14 protein-coding genes and 2 tRNA genes are annotated in these 18,517 nt (G+C 75.5%); 11 read left to right on the top strand and 5 right to left on the bottom strand.

Features of this window, described 5'->3' with window-relative positions:
- Nucleotides 1–205 precede the first annotated feature (205 nt).
- The 3 genes from ACTSKS_RS03475 to ACTSKS_RS03465 all read right to left on the bottom strand — a co-directional run bounded on the left by ACTSKS_RS03475 (nt 206) and on the right by ACTSKS_RS03465 (nt 3,448).
- Nucleotides 206–1,756 (bottom strand): DUF5129 domain-containing protein, encoded by a 1,551-nt coding sequence (locus ACTSKS_RS03475; protein WP_095695337.1) that lies wholly within the window; start codon nt 1,754–1,756, stop codon nt 206–208.
- 62 nt (nt 1,757–1,818) lie between these two features.
- Nucleotides 1,819–2,559, bottom strand: coding sequence for an NAD(P)-binding domain-containing protein (locus ACTSKS_RS03470; protein ID WP_134416256.1), 741 nt, complete (start codon nt 2,557–2,559; stop codon nt 1,819–1,821).
- A complete protein-coding gene (locus ACTSKS_RS03465) occupies nt 2,546–3,448 on the bottom strand; it encodes a fumarylacetoacetate hydrolase family protein (protein ID WP_442927291.1) in 903 nt (300 codons plus the stop codon). The genes ACTSKS_RS03470 and ACTSKS_RS03465 overlap by 14 nt, the downstream gene beginning before the upstream one ends.
- A 65-nt stretch (nt 3,449–3,513) precedes the next feature.
- Here ACTSKS_RS03465 and ACTSKS_RS03460 point away from each other — a divergent pair, with 65 nt between their 5' ends.
- The 4 genes from ACTSKS_RS03460 (at nt 3,514) to treZ (ending at nt 9,610) form a co-directional block, all read left to right on the top strand.
- A complete protein-coding gene (locus ACTSKS_RS03460) occupies nt 3,514–4,557 on the top strand; it encodes an aldo/keto reductase (RefSeq protein ID WP_134416258.1) in 1,044 nt (347 codons plus the stop codon).
- A gap of 36 nt (nt 4,558–4,593) precedes the next feature.
- A complete protein-coding gene (locus ACTSKS_RS03455) occupies nt 4,594–5,079 on the top strand; it encodes a hypothetical protein (RefSeq protein ID WP_063190217.1) in 486 nt (161 codons plus the stop codon).
- Nucleotides 5,080–5,141: 62 nt separating this feature from the next.
- The gene (gene treY, locus ACTSKS_RS03450) at nt 5,142–7,622 is read left to right on the top strand and encodes a malto-oligosyltrehalose synthase (protein ID WP_442927290.1); all 2,481 of its coding nucleotides are present in this window, start codon (nt 5,142–5,144) and stop codon (nt 7,620–7,622) included.
- A complete protein-coding gene (treZ, locus tag ACTSKS_RS03445; RefSeq protein ID WP_182488656.1) occupies nt 7,619–9,610 on the top strand; it encodes a malto-oligosyltrehalose trehalohydrolase in 1,992 nt (663 codons plus the stop codon). The genes treY and treZ overlap by 4 nt, the downstream gene beginning before the upstream one ends.
- A gap of 13 nt (nt 9,611–9,623) precedes the next feature.
- On the opposite strand, the gene ACTSKS_RS03440 is transcribed toward treZ, so the two are convergent.
- Nucleotides 9,624–10,925, bottom strand: coding sequence for a DUF4032 domain-containing protein (locus tag ACTSKS_RS03440; RefSeq protein WP_061867192.1), 1,302 nt, complete (start codon nt 10,923–10,925; stop codon nt 9,624–9,626).
- Nucleotides 10,926–11,044: 119 nt separating this feature from the next.
- Between ACTSKS_RS03440 and ACTSKS_RS03435 the strand changes: the two genes are divergently transcribed.
- From ACTSKS_RS03435 to ACTSKS_RS03415, 5 genes are all read left to right on the top strand, one after another.
- On the top strand, nt 11,045–11,905 hold the full coding sequence (locus tag ACTSKS_RS03435) for a DsbA family protein (RefSeq protein ID WP_231862071.1): 861 nt from the start codon (nt 11,045–11,047) through the stop codon (nt 11,903–11,905).
- A 120-nt stretch (nt 11,906–12,025) separates the two neighbouring features.
- A tRNA-Thr gene (locus ACTSKS_RS03430) sits at nt 12,026–12,102 on the top strand.
- A 275-nt stretch (nt 12,103–12,377) separates the two neighbouring features.
- Complete coding sequence (locus ACTSKS_RS03425) at nt 12,378–13,829, top strand: S8 family peptidase (protein WP_231862070.1); 1,452 nt, start codon at nt 12,378–12,380, stop codon at nt 13,827–13,829.
- A 200-nt stretch (nt 13,830–14,029) separates the two neighbouring features.
- A tRNA-Val gene (locus ACTSKS_RS03420) sits at nt 14,030–14,103 on the top strand.
- Between the two features lie 166 nt (nt 14,104–14,269).
- On the top strand, nt 14,270–16,186 hold the full coding sequence (locus tag ACTSKS_RS03415; protein WP_036315922.1) for a threonine/serine ThrE exporter family protein: 1,917 nt from the start codon (nt 14,270–14,272) through the stop codon (nt 16,184–16,186).
- A gap of 13 nt (nt 16,187–16,199) precedes the next feature.
- On the opposite strand, the gene ACTSKS_RS03410 is transcribed toward ACTSKS_RS03415, so the two are convergent.
- The gene (locus tag ACTSKS_RS03410; RefSeq protein ID WP_036315921.1) at nt 16,200–16,877 is read right to left on the bottom strand and encodes a uracil-DNA glycosylase; all 678 of its coding nucleotides are present in this window, start codon (nt 16,875–16,877) and stop codon (nt 16,200–16,202) included.
- A gap of 36 nt (nt 16,878–16,913) precedes the next feature.
- Between ACTSKS_RS03410 and ACTSKS_RS03405 the strand changes: the two genes are divergently transcribed.
- Nucleotides 16,914–17,258 (top strand): DUF3263 domain-containing protein, encoded by a 345-nt coding sequence (locus ACTSKS_RS03405; RefSeq protein ID WP_205805498.1) that lies wholly within the window; start codon nt 16,914–16,916, stop codon nt 17,256–17,258.
- A gap of 3 nt (nt 17,259–17,261) precedes the next feature.
- On the top strand, nt 17,262–18,284 hold the full coding sequence (locus ACTSKS_RS03400) for a LytR C-terminal domain-containing protein (protein WP_036315919.1): 1,023 nt from the start codon (nt 17,262–17,264) through the stop codon (nt 18,282–18,284).
- Nucleotides 18,285–18,517 lie beyond the last annotated feature (233 nt).

The following is an 18,517-nucleotide window of genomic DNA, read 5'->3' as shown; positions in this document are numbered from 1 at the left end:
GCGCGCGCGGCCGAGACCAGCGGCCCGACCGCGTGCCACGCCTCGGGCACGGCCTTGTCGAGGAAGAACGCGAGGGGGTTCTGGCGGGGTTCGGGGGTGTCAGCGGCGGTCATGGTCCTTCAATGTCTCGCAGAACGGAACGGTGGGCCAGGGACCGGGTGCCCGGCCCGGACGAGCTTCCGGCTCAGATCCGGCCCCGATCGGCTCAGAATCGGCCGGACGAGCCCGCCCCGGAGAACGAGCCGCCCGAGGATCCGTAGCCGGTCCCGGAGGAGCTGGACTGCGCCTGGCGATGGTCCTGGACGGACCGCTCGCCGGCCTGGTGGCCCGTGGTGAAGGCCACCACCGTCCAGTAGGCATCCGCCGGCAGTGCGGAGTCCAGGATCGAGCCGCGCGCGGACCGGGCCGGGCCACGGTGCGAGCGCAGCTCGTCGCGCAGCAGCTCACGCTCGGCCTCGTCCTTGCCGAACGCCGCCACCTCGGCGTCGGCGAGGGCGGAGACGAGCCCGGTCAGGCGACGCCGCAGCGCGTCCAGCTCGTCCAACGCCGCGGCCGGGGTCAGGCGGTCGTCCTGCAGGTCCGCACCCAGCGCCTCGAGCCGGTCCTGGGCCTCGGCGCGGAAGGACTCCAGCGCCGCGACGGCGGACCGGACGGCTCCGGCGGAGCCGACGGAGGAGGCCAGCGTGCCGACGGCGTCCAGGTCGGCCCGCAGCGGGGCGGTCTGCTGGTCCCACGCCGACGGCCACCCCGCGTGGCGGTTGAGGAAGGTGTTCGCCGCGGCCACGGCGTCGTCGAGGCGGTCGAGCTCACGGGCGCGGTCCCGGACGTCCTCCGCGGCCCGGGCGTGCTCTGTGCGATGCAGGCTGCGCTCCGGCAGGGCCTCGAGGCGGTCCAGTTCCGCCGACGCATCGAGCGCCTGGCGCCGGAAGTTGCGGAAGCGCTCCATCAGCGCGGCCGCGTGGGGCGAGTCCTCGGGCACCGTGGACGCGTTCACCTCGGTGGTGTCCATCTCCAGGGTGACGGGGGTCAGGTGGGTGCGGGCCTCGGCCAGCAGGTCGGCCGTCCGGCGGCGGCGACGCCGTCGGCTCGCGAGTGCCGCGGCCGCGGCGCCACCGCCCGCCACACCGACGATCCCCGCGCCGAACCACAGCTCGGGAGCCTGCCACCAGGGGCGCCCGATCAGCTCTGCGGCGGCGTCCGTCACCTCCACGACCGTGTCCGTCCACCGGGCCGCACGGGCCGCCTCGTGTCCGGCCTCGCGCACCTCCCGCAGCCGGTCCGTGCTGAGCATCCGGTCCTCGCCCACGTACACCCCGATCAACCGGTTGTCCGGGTCGAGCGCCACGATCACGAGGCCGTCGGCCCATTTCTGGCCGTCCGCGCTGAGCCAGTCCGGGTGCTCCGCGCGAGCCCGCTCGAGCACCCGCCCGTTGAACGCCTGAGACGCGCGGTCGTCGTCCAGTGCGGACAGGTCCGGGCCGCGCTCGGTGACCACGGCGACGCGGGTCGGCTCCCGGAACTCGATCCCCGCCAGGTCACGGCGCAGCTGGGCGAGGTCGATCACGCCCGCGTCATCCACGAGCTCCACCTGGTCCCAGGCCACGGCGTGGGCCTGCGGCGCGGCGGCGCCCGTGACCCCCGCCGTGACCGGCAGGGCGACGACGGTGGCGGACGCCGCCGGTCCGGTGAGGGCGGCGGCGGACAGGGCGACCGCGGTGAGCGTGCGGCGGGCGGTGCGGTGCGTCGGACGGGTCACGGGGGCCTCCTGGGAGGGTCGGCGGTCCCGCCCAGCGTAGGCACCGCGGCCGGTGGCGCGCCTCAGCCGGTGGGCGCGTCGGCGAGCAGCGCGGCGAGCCGGCCGGCGTCGTGCGCGGTGCCGAATCCCGCCGCCCCCGGCTCGAGGACCCCGGCCCGGTCGAGGCCCGTGTAGGGGACCGCGTCGAAGCCCATCGCGGTGACGAGGGCGACCACCGTGTCGCGCGCGGCGGCGACCGCGGCCGGCTCGGGCGCCGCGTCAGTCCGCTCGGTGCCCACCGCGAGGGCGCGACGCGGGGCCGTGGCGCGCCCGGCGTCCTCCAGGTCGTGGTGCGAGATCTCCGAGAACGCGCGCACGATGGGCACGCGCAGCCCCGCGGCGGCCCAGCGCGCGGCGATCCGGGCTGTGCCCGGCGACCCGTCGTCGTCGAGCCACGCCGGGACCGGCTCGTCCCCCCACGTGTTCGTCAGGTCCACCACGGCGCGCGTGGCCGGCCCGGCGAGGGCGAGCGGGTCGACGTCGTCGAGCGCCTCGCGCGGCACGGCCACGACGACGAGCTCCGCCTCCGCCGCCAGGTCCTCGGCCGACACGGCGACGGCCTCGGGCGCGTAGATCGTCAGGTGGCGCTGGACCGCCGCGGGGCGCCGCGTGCCCGCGACCATCACCCGCGGGGCGGCCGTGCCCGGGGAGAGGCGGGGGATGCGCGCGATCGCCCGTGCCAGCGCGGTGCCCGCCCGCCCCGCACCGAGGATGCCGACGACGCGGGGCAGGGCGTCCGCCGGCGCCGCCTCAGACGAGTTCATTGCGCTGGCGTCCCAGCCCGGTGATCTCCACCTCGACGACGTCGTCCGGACGCAGCCACGGGCGGCGGCCCTCGGCGTCACGGCGGGCCAGGGCGACCCCCGCGGGCGTGCCGGTCAGGATCAGGTCGCCCGGGTTCAGGGTGATCAGCTGCGAGGCGTAGGAGACCAGCTCGGCGGGGGAGAAGACGACGTCGGCGACCCGGTCCTCCTGACGCAGCTCGCCGTTGACGTGCGTGAGGACGCGCGCGTCCGCCGGGAACTCGTCCGGGGTGACCAGCCACGGACCCACGGGCGTCGAGGCCTCCCACACCTTGCCCTGCAGCCACTCGGAGGTGCGGCCCTGGAAGCCGCGCATGGAGATGTCGTTGGCCACCGCGTAGCCCGCGATGTGCTCCGGGGCGTCCTCGACGGCGATGCGTCGGCCCGGCTCCCCGACCACGATGCACAGCTCGCCCTCGTAGTCGACCCGGTGGTCCTCCTCGGGGACCTCGATCGGGTCCAGTGCACCCGTGAGGGACTGCGGGAACTTCCCGAACAGCGTCGGATGCTCAGGGCGCTCCAGGCCCGTCTCGTCGATGTGGTTCGTGTAGTTCAGGCCCACGCAGAACACCTTGGTGGGGAAGGGCACGAGCGTGTCGTAGACGAGGCCGGAGGTGTCCAGCAGGAGGGACCGGTCGGCCTGCGCCGCGCGGAGGGCGCCCTCCACCATCTCCCGCTGCTCCTCCGGCGTGGCGGTGAGGTACTCGCCCACGTCGCGACAGTCCGGCAGGGCGACGGCGCGCACGGCGACCTCGGGGTCCTCGGGGTGCACGGAGGTGATGACCGCGGCGAACGTGGCGCCGGGGTAGGCGGCGTCGGAGTCGGGCTGGCGGAACGTGGCGAGCTTCATGGACCCATCCCATCACAGGGCGGCGGGTCCGGACCCGGGGCGGGCGGACGTGAGACGGTGAGGCCATGAGCACAGCCCCCACGCATCCGCCGCTCGACCCCGACCCGACCCCGGCCACCCCGATCGTCCTCGGGACCATGGCCTGGGGGTCCGTTCCCCCGCCGCCCCCGGGCGCCGATCCGGGGGCGGGGCCGGAGGGGCCCGCGGGCGAAGCGCAGGCCGAGGCGGCCGTGGAGCGTGCCCGCCGCGCCCTGCGCGCCGGGATCGAGGCCGGCGTCGATCTGCTGGACACCGCGGACATCTACGGGGCCGGCCGCTCCGAGGAGACCGTCGGCCGGCTGCTGCACGAGCTGCCCTATGAGGAGCGCTCCGCCCTGAAGGTGCAGACCAAGTGCGGGATCGTCCTGCACGAGACGGACCCGGCCGGGCGGCGCCTGACCCGCTACGACTCCTCGCCCGAGCACGTGCGCGCCTCGCTGGAGGGCTCGCTGGCCCGCCTCGGCGAGCAGCGCGTAGACACCCTGATCATCCACCGGCCCGACGTCCTCACGCCCGTGGCCGACACCGTGCGCGCCTTCCTCGACGCGCGAGAGGCGGGCCTGGTCGGCAAGCTGGGCGTCTCCAACCTCGGCGTGGGCCGCGTCCTCGAGTTCCAGCGCGAGCTCGAGAGCCAGGCGGCGGACGGGACCGGGCTGGCGTGCGTCCAGGTCGAGCTCGGCCTGCACCACCGCACCCTCGTGGAGGCGGTCGTGCTCGCCAACCACCCGGACGCCCCCGCGGACGCCGACGCCGGGCGCCTCGGCCCGGTGTGCGCCGCCGAGGGGATCGAGCTGCAGGCCTGGGGTCCGCTGGGCCAGGGCCGGTTCAGCTCCGGCGACGACGGCGCGGCCGGCGTCGTCGGCGAGGTCGCAGCGGAGCTGGGCGTCAGTCGGGAGGCCGTGGTGCTCGCGTGGCTGCTGCGCCTGCCGTGGGGCGTGCGGCCCGTGATCGGCACCCAGGACCCGGAGCGCGTCGCCGCGTGCGCCGAGGCGGCCGCCGCGGCCGAGGCGATGGACTCCGCGCAGTGGCACCGCCTGTGGACCGCGGTGCGCGGTGCCGGCCTGCCCTGAGCGGCCCGCGGACGTGAGGGATGTCACACTGGGGGCATGACCTTCGCGCCCGTCAACCTCTTCACCCCCTGGCTCGCCTACTGGGCGGCCGCCCTCGCGCTCGTCGTCGGCGGCATCCTGCTGGCCGCCGGGATCTGGCGCGAGCGCCGGCACCGGCGGCACGCTGACGAGCACGGACGCAACACCGAGGTGGACGTCCTGGACAACACCCGGCTGCAGCGCCGGGTGGGGGCCGTGATGCTGGCGGTCGCGGCCGTGCTGGCCAGCGTGGGTGTGGGGACGCACCTGGCGGGGCTGGACACGCTGCGTCAGAACCTGACGGCCAAGTACGGCTACACCTCGATCGAGCGCATCCGCCAGTCCGGCACGGGGTTCATCATCGACCTCACCCAGCCGGACGGGACCGTCCTGCGGGACGAGATGGTCCTGGTCGACCCCTCGGGCGAGCCCTTCGTCGGCGAGGACATCTTCCACAACCCGCCGGAGAAGTACGAGGACCTGCCGCTGCGTCCGGCCCCGTGACCGCGTCCGCCGCCGTCCGTCGGGCCTGATGCCGCGTCGGGGGCCTCTGTTAGCGTCGCCGCGTGAGCACCTCGACCGTCCGTTCCGCCCCCGCGTCCACCTACCGGCTCCAGGTCAGCCCGGATCTGCCGCTGGAGTCCGTGGCCGGGCTCGTGCCCTATCTGCGGCGCCTGGGCGTGGACTGGCTCTACCTCTCGCCGCTGCTCGAGGCCGAGCCCGGCTCCGACCACGGATACGACGTCGTGGACCCCACGCGGCTGGACGCCGCCCGCGGCGGGGCCGAGGGGCTGGACGCGGTCGCGCACGCCGCGCACGAGGCGGGCGTGGGCGTGCTCGTCGACATCGTGCCGAACCACGTGGGCGTGGCCACGCCCCGGGCCAATCCGGCGTGGTGGGACGTGCTCACCCACGGTCCCGAGGCGGCGCATGCGGCGTGGTTCGACGTGGACTGGGCGGCCGGCGGCGGGTCCCTGCTCATCCCCGTCCTGGGGGACGGCACTGACGGGGACGCGGACGCGGAGCTGGACCGTCTCGTCGTCGACACCGAGGGCGGCCGTCTGCGCTACTGGGACAACGTCTACCCCCTCGCCCCCGGATCGCTCGAGGCGGCCGAGGCGGAGACCGGGCTGCGCGCCGCGGAGGTCTTCGCGGAGGCGGACCCGGCGAAGGAGCCGACCCCGGAGCGGTCCCGCCTGGCCCGCGCCGTGCACGACCGTCAGCACTACCGGCTGGTCGGCTGGCGCCGCGGCGACGCCGAGCTGAACTACCGCCGCTTCTTCACCGTCACCACGCTCGCGGGCGTCCGGGTGGACGAGCCCGAGGTCTTCGACGCCGTCCATGCCGAACCCGCCCGCTGGGTCCGCGAAGGGCTCGTGGACGGGCTGCGCGTGGACCACCCGGACGGCCTGGCGGACCCGGCCGGCTACGCGCGGCGCCTGCGCTCCCACGTCCTGCCGGAGGGCTACCTCGTGGTGGAGAAGATCCTCGAGCCCGGTGAGGCGCTGCCCGCGGACTGGCCCGTGGACGGGACCACCGGCTACGACGCGCTCGGCGAGGTCGAACGCGTCTTCATGCACCCCGAGGCCGCCGGCGATGCGGCCGAGGACGCGCGCCGTCGTCGGGAGTGGGACGAGGCCGTGGTGCGGGCCAAGCACGACGTGGCCACCGGCCCCCTCGCGGCCGAGACCGCTCGGCTGGTCCGGGAGGTCCGCGCCGTGCACGCCCTCGGTGCCCACCCGGACGAGGACGTGGCCGCCGCGTTCGCCGCTGTGCTGGCCCGGCTGCCCGTGTACCGCACCTACCTGCCCGTGGGCCTGGCCGTGCTCGAGGGCGCGCTGGCGGACGCGGCCGAGGCGGAGCCGGCCCTCGCCGCCGTGCTCGGCGACCTGCGGCCCGAGCTGACCGACCCGGACTCGCCCGTGGCCCGCCGGTTCCAGCAGACCTCCGGCATGGTGATGGCCAAGGGCGTCGAGGACCGGTCCTTCTACCGTTACACCCGGTGGGCCAACCTGAACGAGGTCGGCGGAGACCCCTCCCACGTCGCCCTGTCCCTGGCCGACTTCCACGCCGCCCAGCAGGCGCGCCAGGCCGCCTGGCCGACGGCCATGACCACCCTGAGCACCCACGACACCAAGCGCGGCGAGGACGTGCGCGCCCGCATCGCCGTGCTCGCCGAGGAGCCCGACCGCTGGGCCGCCGAGCTCGCGGAGCTGAGGCGCCTCCACCCGCTCGGCCACCCCGACGCGGAGCGGCTGCTCTGGGAGTCCATCGTGGGCGTCTGGCCCACGGACGGCACCGCGCCGGAGGAGGAACGGATCCTCGGCTTCCTGCAGAAGGCCTCCCGCGAGGCGGCCCTGGCCACCACCTGGACGGACCAGGACCCCGAGTTCGAGGCCCGGCTCGCCGCGCTCGCCGCCGCCGTGACCTCCCCCGAGGGGCCAGCGCGGGGCGTGCTGCAGGCCGTCGCGGACCGCATCGCTGAGCCCGGCCTCGTGGTCCAGCTCGGCCACAAACTCGTCCAGCTCGCCGCCCCCGGCGTCCCCGACGTCTACCAGGGCACGGAGGTGCCCTTCCCCACCCTCGTGGACCCGGACAACCGCCGCCCCGTGGACTTCGCGGCCCGGGCCGACCTGCTGGACCGCCTCGACGCCGGCCACACGCCCGGCCTCGACGACCCCGCCGCCGCCAAGCTGGCCGTCGTGGCCGGCGTGCTGCGCGCCCGCCGCGACCGGCCCGAGCTGTTCACCGGCCACCGCCCGCTCGACGTCTCCGGCCCCGCCGCCGAACACGCGATCGCGTTCGACCGGGGCGGGGCGCTCGCCGTGGCCACCCGCTGGCCCGTCCGCCTGGCGGCCGCGGGCGGCTGGGGCGAGACCGTCGTGACCGTGCCGGCGGGGCGGTGGGAGGACGCCGTCACCGGCCACCCCGTCCACCCCGACGCGCGCGGCGCCGTGTGCCTCGACGAACTGCTCAGCACCCTGCCCGTCGCGCTGCTCGTCCCGGCGCGCGACCCGTCCGACCGCCGAGAGAGGACCGCCCCGTGACCGAGCCCCGTCCGGCCGACGCCCCCGCCCCGGGTCTGCACCCGATCGGCTCCGACCCCCTGGACCCCGCCGCGGCCGAGCGGGCCGCCGTCGACGCCGCGCGCGTCGTCCCCTACGCAGTGTGGGCGCCGCACGCAGAGAGCGTCGACCTCGTCCTCGTCGACACCGAGCCCGGCGCCCTGCACGACGCCGAGGACCGCTGGCCCGTCGCCGCCGTCGTGGCCATGGACCCCGCCGCCGGAGGCTGGTGGACGCCCACGGAGGACCCGCTGGCCACCCTCGGCCTCGACGCCGCCCAGCCGCCGGCCGACCCCGGCTACGGCTACCGCGTGGACGGGGCGGACCCCGTGCCGGACCCCCGCTCCCGCCGCCAGCCCGACACGGTCCACGGGCCCTCCCGCCGCGACGTCGCCGGCCGCGCCTTCGCGTGGCCGGACGAGGGCTGGACCGGGCCGCCCGGGGTGGAGTCCGATCCGGCCGCACCCCAGGGCGGGGGCCTGCGCGGCGCCGTCCTCTACGAGCTGCACGTGGGGACCTTCACGGCCGAGGGGACCCTCGACGCCGCCATCGCCCGCCTGCCGCACCTGACGGACCTCGGGGTCACCCACGTCGAGCTGCTGCCGGTGAACTCCTTCCCCGGGCCGCGGAACTGGGGCTACGACGGGGTGGCGTGGTTCGCCGTCGACGAGTCCTACGGCGGCCCCGCCGCCTACCGCCGCTTCGTGGCCGCCGCCCACGCCGCCGGCCTCGGCGTGGTCCAGGACGTCGTGCACAACCACCTGGGCCCCTCCGGCAACTACCTGCAGGTGTTCGGGCCGTATCTGGGTCAGGGCGGCACCGGCTGGGGCGACGGCCTGAACCTGGACGGCGCCGACTCGGACGAGGTGCGCCGGCTCGTCCTGGACAACGTCCGCTTCTGGCTCGAGGAGATGCGCGTGGACGGGCTGCGCCTGGACGCGGTGCACGCCCTGCGGGACGCCCGCGCCGTGCACCTGCTCGAGGAGATGGCCGCGCTCGCGGACGGGATCGCGGCCCGTGCCGGCCGACCCGTGCCCCTCCTGGCCGAGTCCGACCTCAACGACCCGCGTCTGGTGCTGCCCCGCCACGCCGGCGGGCTCGGCCTCGCCGCGGCCTGGAACGACGACGTCCACCACGCCCTGCACGTGGCCGCGACGGGGGAGACCCACGGCTACTACGCGGACTTCGCCCCGCTGGAGGCGGTGGCCAAGGTCATGGAGCGCACCTACTTCCACGACGGCACCCGCTCCACCTTCCGCGGCCGTGACCACGGGCGCCCCGTGCCGGAGGCTGTCCCCAACCACGCGTGGGTGGCCAGCATCCAGAACCACGACCAGGTGGGCAACCGTGCCGGCGGCGACCGCACCGCTGCCGCCCTGTCCGAGGGTGCGCTCGCGGCCGAGGCCGCCCTGCTGCTGACCGGCCCGCACGTGCCGATGCTCTTCATGGGGGAGGAGTTCGCGGCCTCGACGCCGTGGCCGTTCTTCACCTCGTTCCGCGAGCCCGAGCTCGGGGACGCCGTCCGGCAGGGACGACGCCGCGAGTTCGCCGCCCACGGCTGGGACCCGGCCGACGTCCCCGACCCGCAGGACCCCGCGACGCGGGACGCGGCGGTGCTGGACTGGGCGGAGGCCGCGGGCGGCACGGACGGCCAGGGCCGCGGGGTGCGCGTGCTCGCCGCCTACCGCACCCTGATCGGCCTGCGCCGCACGCTGCCCCAGCTCACCGACCCTCGCCGCGACCGCGTCCGGGCCGAGGTGGACGCGGCCCGGCGCCACGTGCGCCTCACCCGCGCCGGCGAGGACGCCGACGTCGTCCTGCTCGTCGCCCTCGGCGCGGAGCCGCTTCCCGTGCCCGCGGACCTGACGCGGGCGGAGCTGCTCGCCGGCCACGGCGACCACGGCCCGCTCGGCCCCGGCACGGTGCCGGCGGCGGTCCCGGCCCCCGGCTTCCTGCTCCTGCGCCGCTGAGCCGTGTCCGGCGTCAGTCCGCGTCCGCAGGCGGGACGGCGCGCAGCATGGTGGTCGTGGGGTGCAGTGCCACCGCGTCCTCGTCGCGGCGGGCCCGCAGCACCGTGTCCACGTAGGAGTCCACCGCCTCCTGCAGGGGCACGGCCCGGCCGCGGGCCTCGGAGAGGTACCAGCGGTGCTCGAGGAGCTGGTGCATCACCTCGGCGGGCTCGAGCTTGGCTCGCAGCTCAAGGGGCACCGAGCGGACCACGGGGTCGAACACCTCCACCACCCAGCGGTGCGCCGCAGCCTCGATGTCCATGTACGGGTCCCACTCCCGGCGGGCGGCCTCGATGTCCACGAGCAGCCGGCGGGCCTGGTTCTCCTGGACCTCGAGTCCCGTGAGGCGGGTCAGCCGACGGCGGTGGTAGCCCGCGTGGATCTCGACGGGCCGGGCGATCATCATCCCGGGGGCGTCGGCGGCGCGCAGTGAGTACTCGGCCAGCTCGAACCCGAGCTCCTGCAGGCGGCGGACGCGGCGGTCCAGGCGCCACGGCTCGGCGCGGGGGAACAGCAGAGGCTCGGTCAGCTCGTCCCACAGCCGGCGGTAGGAGGCCACGAGCAGGTCCGGCGTGGTGACGGGGTCCACCTCCGGGTCCAGCAGCCCGCTGGCCTGCAGGTCCAGCAGCTCGCCGCCCACGTTCACGGCGGCCACGTCCAGGTCGTGCTCGCGCTGGCCGTTGGACAGCCGCTCCCGCAGCTCGCCGGTCTCGGCGTCCACCAGGTGAGCGGCGAACCCGCCCGCGTCCCGCCGGAACAGGACGTTGGACAGGGAGACGTCACCCCAGATGAACCCCTCGAGGTGCAGTTCCACGAGCAGCGTCGCCAGCGCGTCCATGAGCCGCACGAGGGTGCGGCGCTCGAGGCGCTCCGAGAACACGGCGCGGTACGGCAGGGAGAAGCGCAGGTGCCGGGTCACGAGGGCGGCGGGCAGGGGCGTGCCGTCGTCCTCCGTGCGTCCGGTGACCACGGCCACCGGCACCACCGACGGCGCCGGGCTCCGCTCGAGCCGGCGCAGCAGCCGGTACTCGCGGAACGCGAGTTCTTCGGTGGTCTCCTTCACCGCCACGATGCCCCCGCCCATCCGGGCGAAGCGCACCACGTGACGGGAGATGCCCCGCGGCAGGGCCGCCAGCACCTCACGCGGCCACATGTCGAGGGGGAGCACCCAGGGCAGGGCGAGCAGAGACGTCGCCGGGTCCTCGGTCGCGTCCCCCGACGGGGCGCCCGTGATGGTCAGTCGATCGACGGGGGAGGGGGTCTCGGCGGTGTCCATGGTCACGATCCTTCCAGACAGGGCCGCTATGCTCGCCTGGCGCGGCGCGCCCGCTGCCCGCCGGCTCCGGTGCTCGACCCGGACCGACTGCCCCACGAGGAGGACCCTTGGCCCGGAACATGTCAGGCTCGCACACCTCGGCGACGGACGCTCGTGCGCGTGCCCGCCAGATCCAGGAGGAGCAGCGCAGGAAGGACAGTCGCCGCCGCACCGGCGTCATCTGGGGCTCGGTCCTCGCGGTGGTGCTCGTGATCGGCCTCGTCGTCGCGTTCGTGCTCAACCGCAACGGCGACGACGCCGCCACCGCCGGCCCCATCCCCGCCGTGGCGAACGAGCAGGGCGGCATCGAGTTGGCCTCGGCCACGGCCCTGGCGGAGGGCGCGGGAGAACGCGAGGTCGACCCCTCGAAGATCGAGGTGCCGAAGCAGTCCGCGAGCTCCCAGCCCGAGACCCTGCCGAACACCGAGGCCCGGGCGGACGGCGAGCCGACGCGGATCGTGCTCTACGCGGACTTCAACTGCGTGCACTGCGCGGACTTCGAGTCCACCAACGCGGACCAGATCGAGCAGTGGCTCGAGCAGGGTGAGGCCACGGTCGAGTACCGGATGGTGGACTACCTGAGCGCCCCGAATAACCAGAACTACTCGGCCCGCGCCGCCAACGCCGCGTACTGCGTGGCGGACCAGAAGCCCGAGGCCTACAACGGCTTCGTGGCCGCCCTGTTCGCCGCCTACGACGAGCACCAGGGCAAGGGCCTGGACAACGCGGCGATCACGCAGCTCGCGCAGGAGCACGGCGCGGACATCGCCTCCTGCGTCGAGGACGGCACGTTCCGCTCCGCGGTCGAGCACACCACCCGCCAGGCGCGCGTCGCCGGCGTGGCCGGCACCCCCACCGTGTTCGTGGACGGGAAGAACTGGGCCCTCGACGGCGAGGACAAGACCTTCGCCGACTGGGCGGGCGCCAAGATCGCCGGCTGACCCGGCTGACCCGTCGCCGAGGTCCGCGGGGCGTCCCCACGCAGGGGGCGCCCCGTGCCGTCCGCCCGGGCCTTGTACGCTGGGAGGGTCGGCCGCGGCGCCCCCGGGCGCCGGCCGCCGGCCTCCTTAGCTCAGCTGGCCAGAGCAGCTGCCTTGTAAACAGCAGGTCGCCGGTTCGAATCCGGCAGGGGGCTCCACCCCACCGCGGGCCCGACGGCGCCGCGCACCTCCGCCGGGAGGGCGCGGCGCCGTCGTCGTGTCCGGCGCGGGCCGACGCTGGGGTGCCGCTGTGCGCGCCCCGACCATCCGCCCGGCCCGGCTGGCGGAACCGCGAGAGATGCCTCGACCATCCGCCAGACTTCGGCCCGCGGCCTCGCCGTGACGGAATCGTGACCCTACCGTGAGCTCAGTCACCCTGGCCCGAGCCCCTCGGGCGCCCGCATCCGGTGACCCAGAACTCCGAGGAGATCCCGTGCAGTCCTCCACACCCCGCAGCACCCGCCGCCGCATCGGCGCCCTCGTGGCCGGCGCCGTCCTCGCCGGCGGGACCCTGACCTCGTCCCCCGCGCTCGCGGCCCCCTCCGGCGGCGCCCCCGCCGCACCGGCAGCGAGCCCGACCGCCGCCTCACCCCTGGCGGCGGCGCAGGTCGAGGACCCGAGCGCCGACGGCTACGACTCCTTCATCGTCACCTACAAGGAGACCGCCGCCAACGCCCACGCGAAGGGCCGCGCCAACGCCTGGGGCAAGGCCGCGAAGGAGGCCGGCGTCTCCGTGAAGGAGCTGCGTGAGACCGCGCTCGGCTCCCGCGTGGTCAAGGCGGACCGCAAGCTGGATCAGGCCGAGTCCGCGAAGTTCATGGCCGACCTGAAGGCCTCCGGGGCGGTCGAGGCCGTGGAGCCGGACGCGCTCCTCACCGCCACCGGCCTGAGTCCCGTGGACGCCCTCTACTCGCAGCAGTGGGGCTTCACCGGCAGCCACGGCATGCGGGTCCCCGGGGCGTGGGATCGCACGACGGGCTCCGGTGCGACCGTGGCCGTCATCGACACCGGCATCACCTCCCACCCGGACCTCGACCGCAACGTCGTGCCCGGCTACGACTTCATCTCCGACGGCAGGGCGGCGCGCGACGGCGGTGGCCGCGACTCCAATCCGCGTGACGAGGGCGACTGGTACGCCGCCGGCGAGTGCGGCACCGCCGGTGCCTCCGACTCCTCGTGGCACGGCTCCCACGTGGCGGGCACCGTCGCGGCCGTGGCCGACTCCCAGGGCGTCGTCGGTGTGGCGCCGAACGCGAAGATCCAGCCGATCCGCGTGCTCGGCAGGTGCGGCGGCTCGCTGTCCGACATCGCCGACGCGGTCGTGTGGGCTGCCGGCGGCACGGTGGCGGGCGTGCCGGCCAACCCGAACCCGGCGGACGTCATCAACATGTCCCTCGGTGGCTCCGGCATGTGCGGCACCACCTACCAGAACGCGATCAACGCGGCCGTCTCCCGCGGCGTGCCCGTCGTCGTGGCCGCGGGCAACGAGAACCAGCCCGCCGCCAATGTGCGCCCGGCCAACTGCCAGAACACCGTCGTGGTGGCCGCCTCCACCTCGCAGGGCGCCCGCGCCTCGTTCTCGAACTACGGCTCCGCCGTGGACGTGACCGCTCCGGGGGCGAACATCATCTCGACCGTGAACAACGGCGCCACCACCCCGACGACGGCCGGCCACGCCGCCTACAACGGCACCTCGATGGCCACCCCGCACGTCGCGGGCCTGGCCGCCCTGCTGCTGGCCGCGCAGCCGAGCCTCACCCCGGCCCAGGTCGAGTCCACCCTCACGTCCACGGCCCGGTCCATGCCGGTGACCTGCTACGCAGGCTGCGGCGCCGGTCTGGCGGACGCCACCAGGGCGGTCTCCTCCCTCGGCGGCAGCTCCTGACCGGGGCCCGCCCCGGGCGCCGGGGCCTCGTTGGTCGCCCAGGGCGGTTTCGAGCCCGGCGCCACGCTGACCGACGCCTGACGTGCTCGTCGGCTCTCGACGGCCGCTCCGCCGTGCGCGGGGCGGCCGTCGCCCGGGTGGACAGGCGACGCCGCCTGAGGTATCGTTCTTCGAGTTGTCACCCCCATGGGGCGACGCCCGGATCTTTAGCTCAGTTGGTTAGAGCGTTCGCTTCACACGCGAGAGGTCGCTGGTTCGAGTCCAGTAAGATCCACCGCAGCAGGGCCCTCCTCCGGGAGGGCCCTTTCGCATCCCCGGGCCGCGGTGCCGAAGGCCCCGGCGGGGGAGGTGTCGGCGTGGTTGGATGGACGCGTCGGCGGGGCTCGGCCCACCGCCGTCTCGCGTCCAGCGCCCGCATACGGAAGGAGAGGGTGAGCCGCATGGAGCAGGAGGGCACCCAGGAGCCGGCGCGGTTCGACCCCCGCATCGCGGAGCCCCCGGCCGTCCCCACGCTCATCCCCGTGCTGCGCCCGGCCGGCGCCGAGGACGCCGCCGCTGTCGGCGACCTCACGCTCGACCCGGAGGACCCCGGCCTGCTCGACCTCGACCCGGCGGAGTCGGCCCACCCGGCCGCGGTCGCCGTCGAGCCGACGGAGCCGCTGCCGCCCGTGGTCCGCCCCGCCGCCGCCGATCCGGTCTCGGCGCCGGAGCCGGAGCCGGAGGAATCGGCCGAGCCGGAGGCGGAGACGCTGCCGGAGCCGGCCGCGGACGCGCCCCTGACCGAGCCGCCGCTGTCTGAGCAGGTGCCCACCTCCGTCCTGGCGCCCGCGGAGGCCGACGGCGCCCTGCCCGCCCCGGAGGTGATCCCCGCGCCGGACGTCACCGTCCCGGACCCGGTGGTCCCCGCGGGTCCGCCCGAGAAGCGCGGGCGTCGGCGCGGCCGGCGCTCCCGCGAGGTCTTCGTCGAGAACCTGCCGACGCAGGCGCTCGTGCTGGCCGACCGCCTGCACTCCTCGCCGTACGGGCGCCGCATGCGCTCCACGCTGCAGCAGCGCCGCGCGGAGGCGCAGGCCCTTGAGGCCCGCACGACCCTGGACTTCGCGCTCAAGCTGGGCGAGACGATGTTCAGCTTCGGCGCGGCCTCGCTGGACGTGGAGACCTCGATCATCGTGGCCACGCAGGCCTACGGGATCCTCGAGACCGAGGTGGACCTGACCAACCAGTCCATCTCCCTGAACTACGCGCCCGACTCCTCACGCGGCGAGGCCCCGTTCACCCTCCAGCGGGTGGTCCGCTCGTCCTCGGTGAACTTCGAGGGGCTCGTGGCCGTCCACCGGCTCGTCGAGGAGATCGCCGCGGGCGAGGTGGACCGGGCCGAGGCCCAGCGCCGGCTCGTGGAGATCCGGCATCAGCCCAAGCCGTTCCCCGCCGTCTTCGAGGTCCTCTTCTCCGGCGTGTTCGTGGCCTGCTTCGTGCCGTTCATCGGCGGGACCTGGACGGGCGCGGCCCTGGGCATGGTCTCCACCTGGCTGGTCTTCTGGCTCAAGGTCCAGGCGGACAAGGCGCGCTTCCCGGAGATCTTCTCCACGATGTTCGGGGCGATCACGGCCACGGTGATCGCGCTGATGGCCCACGCCCTCGACCTGCCGGTCAACCCGGCGCTGGTGATCGCCGGCGGCATCATGATGCTCCTGCCCACGGCGAGGTTCGTCACCGCGGTGCAGGACGCCATCCACGGCTTCCCGGTGACCGCCGCGGGCCGCTTCCTCTCCGCGCTGCTCGTGTTCGCCGGCGTGATGGCCGGGATCATGATCGCCGTGGGCATCGGGGATCTCGTGGGATTCGAACAGCTGGACCTGGCCGAGGCGGGGACGCTGAGCTATCCGCCGCTGCTGCTGCTGGGCCTCGTGATGGCCGCGGGCATGGCGGACGCGGTGGTGGAGCAGTCGCGGTGGCCCCAGATCCTGGCCTGCGGTCTCGTGTCCGGGGCCGGCTTCGGCGCGTACCTGGCAGCGCAGCAGATCGGGGTCAGCGACCGGCTGGTGCCCGCGGTCGCCGCGGCGGCGGTCGGGTTCCTCGGCCGCCTGGTGGCCCAGCGGCTCGCGGCCCCGGCGCTCGTGATCGTCCTGCCGTCCATGCTGTTCCTGCTTCCCGGACTCACCATGTTCCGGTCCGTCTACGGGTTCACCGTGGAGACCGGGGCCACGCTGCTGGGCGTCGAGGGACTCTTCAACGCCGCGGTCATCGTCGTGGCAATCGCGGCCGGCGTCGCCTTCGGCAACACCCTGGCCAAGCCGATCACCGACCGGATGGGCACGCTGCTGCCCACCGAACTCGTGATGCACCAGCGCGGCTGACCGGCGGCCCGGCTCAGTCGGGCAGGCGCCAGTCCACCGGGGCCGCGCCGGCCGCCTCGAGGAGCCGGTTCACCCGGCTGAACGGCCGGGAGCCGAAGAACCCGCGGTGGGCGCTCAGGGGCGAGGGATGCGGGGACTCCACGACGCCGGCCCCCGCCGCCGTCAGCAGCGGCGCCATGCGCCGCGCGTCGGCTCCCCACAGCAGCCCCACGAGCGGGGTGCCGCGCGCGCAGAGGGCCCGCACCGCGGCCTCCGTGATCTGCTCCCAGCCGAGGCCGCGGTGGCTGCCGGGTGCGCCGGCCCGCACGCTGAGGGCGCGGTTCAGCAGCAGCACGCCCTGGTCCGTCCACGCGGAGAGGTCCCCGTGGGCGGGCGGGGTGATGCCGAGGTCGTCGTGCAGCTCCCGGTGGATGTTGGCCAGGGAGCGGGGCAGCGGCCGCACGTGGCGGTCCACCGCGAAGCTCAGGCCGATCGGATGGCCCGGCGTCGGGTAGGGGTCCTGGCCCAGCACGAGGACGCGGACGTCCGCGAACGGCTGACGGAACGCCCGCAGGATGTGCTCCGGCGCCGGCAGCACCTGCTCTCCGGCCGCCCGGCGGGCCCGCAGCCGCTCGCCGACCTGCTCGAACGCGGCGGCCTGCGGGGCGAGGGCCGCCTCCCAGCCCGGATCCAGGGGCGCGATGAACTCCATGCCCCGAGGGTAGACCGGGTGGGTACAGTGGCCGCCATGTCCCACCCCACGCCCGTCTCGCCCGATCCGGCCCCGGACGAGGGTGCCCGCGCGCGTGCGCGACGGGACGAGCTGACGGACCTGGAGCGTGCGGTCCTGGACCTGGAGGCCGCCACCTGGCGGTACGGCGGGGCCAAGGACCACGCCGTCCGAGAGCGTCTGGGGCTGTCTCCGACCGCCTATTATCAGGTGTTGAACGGACTGCTGGACCGTGAGGCCGCCCTGGCCTACCGACCCCTGCTGGTCACGCGGCTGCTGCGCAAGCGCGGCACCCGCAGCCGGGCCCGGAGGGGACCCGCGGATCCGGCGCCGTCCACGCCCGCTTCCCGCCAGGAGAACTGACCCATGGCCTACCAGCCCGACCGCTTCGACGAGGTCCCCGAGTACACGGACCAGCGCGGCGCGCACCGCGAGTCCTTCGCCGCTGCCGGCGCAACCGCCGCGGGCGGGGGTCGCCGCCTGAGCCCGCTGCTCTGGGTGGCCGGCCTCGTCCTGCTCGCCGGCCTGTTCGTGGGCGTCGTCCTGCCGTGGCTCACCGGCGACCGCTCCGAGCCCGTCGCCGCCGAGAGCTCGACGACGGCCCCGGCTGCCGCGCCGTCGACGTCGGCGTCGTCCGTGTCCTCCTCGGCGTCCTCCGCGTCGGCGTCGACTGCGTCCGCGACCGAGTCCGCCACCCCGTCCGAGGACGCGGCGGAGGCGTCCCGTTCCGCGGCCGCGGCCGAGTCCTCGCGGGCGGCGCAGGAGGCGGCTGCCGCCGAGGCCGCCGAGTCGTCCCAGGCTGCCGCGTCGTCCCGGGCCGCCGCGGAGGCACAGGCGGCGGAGGCCTCGCGTTCCGAGGCCGCCGCGCAGTCCGCCGAGTCGTCCCGTGCCGCCGCCGAGGCACAGGCGGCGGAGGCCTCGCGTTCCGAGGCCGCCGCGCAGTCCGCAGAGGCGTCCCGGTCGGCGGCGGCCGTCCAGGCGGCGGAGTCCTCGCGCGCCGCCGCGTCCCGTTCGGCCGCCGCGGCGGAGGCCTCGCGCTCGCAGTCCGCGGCCGCGTCGAGCTCTCGTGCGGCCGCGCAGTCTGCGGCCGCGTCGAGCTCTCGTGCAGCCGCGCAGTCCGCGGCCGTGCGCGGCACCCACGTCACCGTGTACAACGCGACCCGCACCCAGGGCCTCGCCGCCTCCTACGCGCAGCGGCTCACGGGCGCCGGCTACACCTCGGTGGACGCGAAGAACTGGAGCGGCTACGGCATCCAGTCCTCCACCGTCCTGTACAACGGCTCGGCCAACAAGGCCGCCGCCGAGGCGGTCGGCAAGGAGCTCGGCTTCCCGGTCATGCAGACCCCGAACCTGCAGGTGAACGGTATCGCGGTGGTCGTCACCAGCTGATCCGCCCGTCGTGCGGCCGTGCCGGCCGCGCACCCTTTCCGGCCCCCGGCGGGGCGCCTTCCGAGGCGTTCTGCCGGGGGCCGTCCGCCGTCCGCGGAAGGGCGGGCCCCGCACTGCGGACCCTTTGCACTCTCCCGGTGCGAGTGCTCATAATGGGGTTAGCACTCCGAAGGCGCGACTGCCAGCCGTACCCCGGTCGGCCCGGCGCCGTGGAGGAGGACCTGTCCACCGGT

It is taken from the genome of Micrococcus sp. TCR-5, from assembly GCF_052220525.1.
GTDB classification, from domain to species: Bacteria; Actinomycetota; Actinomycetes; order Actinomycetales; family Micrococcaceae; genus Micrococcus; species Micrococcus luteus.
Note: the sequence above shows the minus strand (reverse complement) of the source record. Positions and strands in the feature narration are given on the sequence as shown.